Origin of the sequence: Winogradskyella pacifica (genome assembly GCF_003386275.1) — a bacterium.
In the GTDB taxonomy this organism is placed as follows: Bacteria; Bacteroidota; Bacteroidia; order Flavobacteriales; family Flavobacteriaceae; genus Winogradskyella; species Winogradskyella pacifica.
Genome location: NZ_QREI01000017.1, coordinates 1 through 6,355 on the forward strand (window position 1 = coordinate 1; position 6,355 = coordinate 6,355).

Here is a 6,355-nt window from a genome sequence, read left to right on the forward strand (position 1 = left end):
CGTAGTAAAAAGAGGAACACCTTATGTCGTTCTTCAGCAATATGCAGCCTAAAAAATAAAACTAAATATTACTAGGATTTGATCTTGGAATACGTGTATGGTTAGTTGCGTGGTTAGGCAACTAAGTTAGCAAACTTTAACGAAACCGTGAAAATTCCGCAGGAATTTTCGCAAGTAAGCACAAAAAAGCAATTAATTATACACGGTGTTGGCAAATCGTTTTTTACCGATTGTGCTTTTAATTGACATTCATTCAAAATATTCTATTTTTCTCTTAATAAAACTATTTTTCCCAATAGCCTTAAGCCAATTACCATTTTCATCATAATCTTTTAATACTTTAAAAACTGTTCTTAATTTTTGCGAATCATCTCTTTGTTGATATTTTTCAATTAGTTCATTAAATTCATTGTAAATATAAGTGTTAAGAATATTTTCATAATCGTTAATAAAACTGATTAAATTACCGTTAATATCATAAGTGAAATGGTCATTATTTTTATACTTATTGTTGATGAGTGGTCGTGTTTTTTCTATTAACTGCCCTTTCTTATTATATTTGAATTTATATTCTTTATTCTCTTTTCTTAAAATTCGAAAAATTTTATTTACTGTCCCGTTTTCGTTTAAAATTATACTGTCCTTTGAATTAAAATCAAGATTATGTTTAATAACAGCATTGTCTAAGTATTTAATCTTCGTTATTATTTCACTTTCTCTTGTTTCTGAATTAAATCTCTTAACCTCAATTAAATTGCCAAAATCATTGAATTCGTAATTGTCTTCTATCATAGAATATATTGGAAAATGTTGTGAATAGAGAGAATGAGAAGCTATATATGTAATATTTCCGTTAGAATTGAATTTACATATGATACTATCTGTTACAACTGGTTCACTATTCTGAATATTTTTGTCATATGGATGTTTTAATTCTTTATAATGATATTCTTTAATAGTAGATACTTTTCCTTTTAGTTCCGTCTTTTCAATGTCAGAAATATATGGTGCTACTAAATATTCATATTTAGGTTTAATTTGAGAATATATACTCAATGAAAATATAAGAATTGAAAAAGTTATTATTTTTTTCATTATAAATTTAGATTTGTTGCGTTAAGTTATTGAATAGAGCGATGTTCCTTTAAATGTTTGCCAACGGGTTTGTGTATGGTTAGTTGCGTGGTTGAGCAACTAAGTTAACAAAAAGGTACGAACCTGTGAATATTCCGAAGGAATATTCCAGATGAGAACTTACCTAGCAATTAATTATACACGGTGTTGGCAACAGGCTTTTCTTTTAGATTATTGATTTCAGTTATTAATTCCGCTTTTTGGTTTTCGGTCAATTCATTAAACAATTTGACTTTCTTTCCTTTGTAATTAAATATAATTTCTCCCATTATATGGCTAAAAAGTAATTTTCTATTCAATGCGATATTCCGTAATGTTTTGTCATAAGTTGATAATGAGTTTTCTTGGATTTCATTCCGAACGTTTTCCACGTGTTCCAATTCAAAAGTTTGTTTTTTTGTTAGAAAAGTTCCTTTTTTTGTTAAAGTCATTATTCCATTTTCAATCCGTAATTCTTGTCGTCCATTAATCAGCCACAAAAATTGTCGTAATCCGATAGACGCGACAATTGGATGAACAACAAAAAAAACAATTATAAATCCCGTTGTAATTTGGGTTTCATTTGTATACCACTCTATAAATCCAGAAAAAAATAGTAAGCAAGAAAACAATGTAAATCCAAGCGCAAGAAATGTGTTTTTCGAATTATTCGATGCGAACAAGCTATTGCTTTTAGGTAAGCACACATACTTTGTCCTATTCAGACCGAAAGTGAAAATTCGGCTGTATTGGTATTGAAAATTTAGTGCTTTATTCTTAATATTCATTGGTTTGTTCAGCTTGTTGCCAACGGTTTGGTATATGGTTTGTTGCGTGTTTCAGCGAGTAAGTTAACATATAATAACGACATAGAAAATCCGAAGGACTTTTCGTGAGTAGGCGAGAAGCAGCAATAAATTATATACGTTGTTGGCAGCTGGTTTTTATTTCATTCATTAATTTATAAAATTCAGTTCCGCTAAATTCAGACCATTTTTTCGAGTACAATCGTTTCTCATTTTTAATCAGCCTAATTTCAGGTTCAGAGCTTTTAAAATATAGTTCAACATTATATAACTTTATAACCCAACTTTTGAAATGGTCATTTGGGTTTTTTAATTCCAAGTTATTGTGAAATACTATTCCATTTGATTTGAAAATTTTCGCAAACACATTGTTCCAGTATGAGTAAGTTCGGTTTTGAGTTAGTTCAAAGTCAACAATGTCAGATATAATTTTTTCAAGTCCACTATATTCATCAGTTCCGTCAATTCCGATTAAATTTCCTGTAATTCGAGTCGCATTTATATTGTACCAGCCCATTCTGGTTTCGTAAAATCAAAAGTCCAATCTGGAAATGTTGTTACTCTCATTCTTTATAGTTCGGGTTTTGTCAACTTGCTGCCAACGTTTATGTGTATGGAAAGTTGCGTGCTTGTATGCGAGGATTTTCCGAAGGAAAATCAGATGCAAGCAAGTAAAGCAACTGACATTGGTTAAGCTAAAAGTAGCAATTTTTTATACACGGTGTTGCCATTAGTACTTTATCTTTTTAATATTTCCATTTCACTCCTTGATTTCAATCTTTTAGTCAAAGAGAAAATTATAATTAATAGAATTATAACATAACCAATAATATTTTTGACGATACCAAAGTTTGCCAAAAACAAAACAATTCCCGTTATACTGCGACCACTTCCTATAATTGAGTATTCAACTCCACTTTCCATTTGAATTGCTAAATAAAGAGACCATAAAAAAATCCCTGTCATAAATAATAAGGCAAAAAATTGTGGTTTCGCATATTTTAGAACACTTGGTAATTCGGAACTATATTTAAAATTCGGATTATCTTGTTTTATAAATTCAAATATTGCGTTTTTAGTATTCTTATCTTTTATTATTAATTCTTCTTCAGAATCATTTCCGAAAAATATTTTAATTTCATTTTTTCCGCTTTGATTTTGAATTTCTTTTATATAAGAATATGGAATGCTAAAAATATTTTCTAAAAAAGATAGATTGGTTGATTCTGAATTTAGTCTATTAAGTTCTTCTTGTATCGGATTTCCTTTGTAAATAGTTTTATCTTTTATGAAAATCAATTTATTAGATTTAGAATCACTTATTTTCCAAAATTTCTGCATTCGTTTTAGGGTTTTTGGGTATTAATGGCAACGGTTTTGTGTATGATTTGTAGCGTGTTGTCAGCACGTAATTTAGCAAATAAAACCCAAAATAAGAAAAACCAGCGGTTTTTCGTAAGTAGGCGAGAAGCAGCTATAAATTATACACGGTGTTGCCCATCAGGTATTTGTTTTTCACGCATTAGTTTTTCAGGCGCAATATATTCGTGCGTTGTTGATTTACATGTAATTTACTTTTTTACTTAAAAATCAAAAAAAAATCTCCGATTTATAAACCAAAGTTTTTCACGAATGTTTAGCGATTCTGCTATTCAGCCAAAAGTTGTAGGATTGCGACATTTTCGATGCAATTGACAAAAGTTGGGCAAATCCAATTTCGTAAAATTCAGCCGTAACGTTTAGCGGAACTGCTATTCAGCCGAAAGTTGATGGTTTGTTAAATTTTCGATGCGATGATCTTAAGTTGGGCGAGCGGGAATTCAAGCGTAATATTTATCACATTCCGCAATTCCGCACGAGTAAAAAGTCCAGCGTAATATTTGTCACGTTCAGATTGTTTTTCGTTCGTAAATAACTAAAAACATTAATGAAAGCAGGATGTTTGTTGGCTTGGGATACTTGTGGGCAACGGTTTTGTATATGATTTGTAGCGTGTTTCAGCCAGTAATTTAGTAAATATTTACCGAAATAGAAAAGCCGAGAGGCTTTTCGCAAGTAAGCACAGACCAAGCTATAAATTATATACGTTGTTGTCTATTGTTTTTTATTTTCCAGCGTTATATTCTCACGTACTGATTTCGTACGTTTTGTAATTCCAGTGTTGTTTTAGTTTTTACTTAAAAATCTCAAAAATTTTCCGAATTAGAATTGCGTTTTTTTATACAGTTTTGATTCCGATATTCAGCCGTAACATTTAGCGATTCTGATATTCAGCCGAAAGTTGAGGATTTCTAAATTTTCGATGCAAAGAATAGAAGCAAGGCAAGCCAAATTTCTTGCGTAATATTCCGAATGAGTAAAAAATTCAGCGTAATACTTTTTAATATTCAGTTTTGAATTCCAGCGTATTTTTTGATGTAAATATTAAGAAGCATGACTGAAAGCCTTGAAATTGTTGGCGCTCCAAAATGATAGACAACGGTTTTGTGTATGGTTAGTTGCGTGGTTAAGCACCTAATTTAGCAAATAAATCACAGATAGAATATTCCGCAGGAATGTTCGTAAGTCGGCAGTGACCTAGCAATTAATTATACACGGTGTTGCCACCAGTTATTTTATTCCGACTATTTTTTCAATCGTTTCTTTTTCATAATCAAATTCGACAGTTTTCGTTCTGTGAATTGGACTATCAATTCCTAAAATCAGATTTCCACTAAATGACCTTAAATCTAAAACTCGGAATTTTTTCTTGTATTTAGTCAGCGTTTGCTTTTCCAAGTCTACAATTCCAATTCTTTGAAAAGTTCCGTTGAAAAATGACTTTTCCCAAATCGGAATTGCTGCTTTTAATCCATTTCTTATCCAAATTGCTGGTCCACCACAATTGTTTCCAATCAAAATACTTTTATTATCATTTAATTTTATTCGACAAATTCCACGTAAAGGTGCTCCCATTCCGATTTCGTTCAGTTCAGAGTATTCTAAAACTGCTTTTTGGTCATTATTCAGACCGTTTGAGTTTTCATTCGGAAAATCCCAAGCGTTTGGATATTTCAAAGAATCTATGGAATAGCCAATAATCCGGCTTATTGAAAGTTCGTCAAATTTTAAAGCTTGTAAAATTGTTCTAGCTAAATATTTGTCTTTCTTTTTTGCTTTGTCAAACGTGTCCATTAATCCACTTGCAAAAAGGCGTTCATTTCCAGTCATTCCTTCAATTCCGACAACACTATTTGCTTTTTCGTAAATTTCTTCGTTCGTCATTTTTTAATTGGTGGCAACGTTGTTGTGTATGGTTAGTTGCGTGGTTAAGCAACTAATTTAGTAAACAAATACGAACCCGAGAAAATTCCGAAGGAATTTTCCAAATAAGCACTTGCCAAAGCAATTAATTATACACGGTGTTGTAGGTAGTTATTTTATATACTCAACTGTTGAATAAAGAGCAATTATATCAGGTGCAAATTCAGGATTCTTTATGTTCGTTTTAATATTTGTTATTAGTTCATTTATTTTTGTTTTTAACCAATCTAATTTTTTCTGGACATCTTCATTTTCTTCATCGTAATTACTGAAAAAATTCTCTTTTAGGTTATTGATATATCTATATAAATCATATTCTAAATCATCAAACTCTGAAGAAGATTTTTGGACGTAATCAATATAATAATGTCCATCGTTATCTTCGGTGACTATATCCATAACATATTCCTTTTCCTCTTCTTTCGTGTGATTTTCTGAATGATATTGTAATCCATTTTCAATTACGTTCTTATCGACAATAATTCTCGGATATTTTGAGAGTTTAGATTCAATATTATAAGCATCTACTAAAGCTGGCCCAAAAACAACTTCATCTGTATGAATTAATTTTCCAATAGCAACACCACCACGAGTCAAAAAACCTTTATTTGCTAATTCCATACTGACATATAGTAGATTTAATAATGTAGAAAACAATTGGCTTTCTTCATCATACTTATATGATATTACTATTGAGTCCGAAAAATGAGTTACTATTTTAGATTTAGATAAACCTGTATCAGAGGTAATACTTTTTGATAGGTTTAAAATCGATTGAATTGACTTGATTTTCTCGATATTATCTTCGCCAGCTGAATTTATAGTTTGATTCAAATGTTGCTTAAAACCAAGTATATCTATAAAACAGCAAATTCTATTTTCGTAATTCATATGAGTTTGAGTGGTAATTACCTACAACGGTTCGGTGTATGGTTAGTTGCGTGGTTAAGCAACTAATTTAGTAAACTTTTACGAACCTGTGAATATTCCGCAGGAATATTCCAGATGCTCAGAAACGAAGCAATTAATTATACACGGCTTAAGTTTACAATTCATTAAATTTAAGGATAAATTAGAAAGAACAAAAGAGAGGAATAAGGTTAATATACACGCAGAAGCTTTAGACTTCGTCA

6 protein-coding genes are annotated in these 6,355 nt (G+C 30.7%); all 6 read right to left on the reverse strand.

Translation table 11 applies throughout. The annotated features are described in order from the left end of the window. Positions 1-249 precede the first annotated feature (249 nt). The 6 genes from DFQ09_RS18330 to DFQ09_RS18355 all read right to left on the reverse strand — a co-directional run bounded on the left by DFQ09_RS18330 (position 250) and on the right by DFQ09_RS18355 (position 6,113). A complete protein-coding gene (locus DFQ09_RS18330; RefSeq protein ID WP_147298377.1) occupies positions 250-1,095 on the reverse strand; it encodes a hypothetical protein in 846 nt (281 codons plus the stop codon). A 170-nt stretch (positions 1,096-1,265) separates the two neighbouring features. After that, complete coding sequence (locus DFQ09_RS18335) at positions 1,266-1,901, reverse strand: hypothetical protein (protein WP_115813041.1); 636 nt, start codon at positions 1,899-1,901, stop codon at positions 1,266-1,268. Positions 1,902-2,031: 130 nt separating this feature from the next. Further along, a complete protein-coding gene (locus DFQ09_RS18340; protein WP_115813043.1) occupies positions 2,032-2,436 on the reverse strand; it encodes a hypothetical protein in 405 nt (134 codons plus the stop codon). Between the two features lie 221 nt (positions 2,437-2,657). Next, the gene (locus tag DFQ09_RS18345; protein WP_115813045.1) at positions 2,658-3,260 is read right to left on the reverse strand and encodes a hypothetical protein; all 603 of its coding nucleotides are present in this window, start codon (positions 3,258-3,260) and stop codon (positions 2,658-2,660) included. Between the two features lie 1,269 nt (positions 3,261-4,529). Further along, the gene (locus DFQ09_RS18350; protein WP_115813047.1) at positions 4,530-5,183 is read right to left on the reverse strand and encodes a hypothetical protein; all 654 of its coding nucleotides are present in this window, start codon (positions 5,181-5,183) and stop codon (positions 4,530-4,532) included. 150 nt (positions 5,184-5,333) lie between these two features. Then, entirely contained in the window at positions 5,334-6,113 is a 780-nt protein-coding gene (locus tag DFQ09_RS18355; protein ID WP_115813049.1) for a hypothetical protein, read from the reverse strand. Positions 6,114-6,355 lie beyond the last annotated feature (242 nt).

What these genes read in the sequence shown, in the direction of transcription:
- DFQ09_RS18355 (WP_115813049.1), bottom strand. Translation starts at nt 6,113, where the DNA reads ATGAATTACGAAAATAGAATTTGCTGTTTTATAGATATACTTGGTTTT.
- DFQ09_RS18335 (WP_115813041.1), bottom strand. Translation starts at nt 1,901, where the DNA reads ATGAATATTAAGAATAAAGCACTAAATTTTCAATACCAATACAGCCGA.
- DFQ09_RS18340 (WP_115813043.1), bottom strand. Translation starts at nt 2,436, where the DNA reads ATGGGCTGGTACAATATAAATGCGACTCGAATTACAGGAAATTTAATC.
- DFQ09_RS18350 (WP_115813047.1), bottom strand. Translation starts at nt 5,183, where the DNA reads ATGACGAACGAAGAAATTTACGAAAAAGCAAATAGTGTTGTCGGAATT.
- DFQ09_RS18345 (WP_115813045.1), bottom strand. Translation starts at nt 3,260, where the DNA reads ATGCAGAAATTTTGGAAAATAAGTGATTCTAAATCTAATAAATTGATT.
- DFQ09_RS18330 (WP_147298377.1), bottom strand. Translation starts at nt 1,095, where the DNA reads ATGAAAAAAATAATAACTTTTTCAATTCTTATATTTTCATTGAGTATA.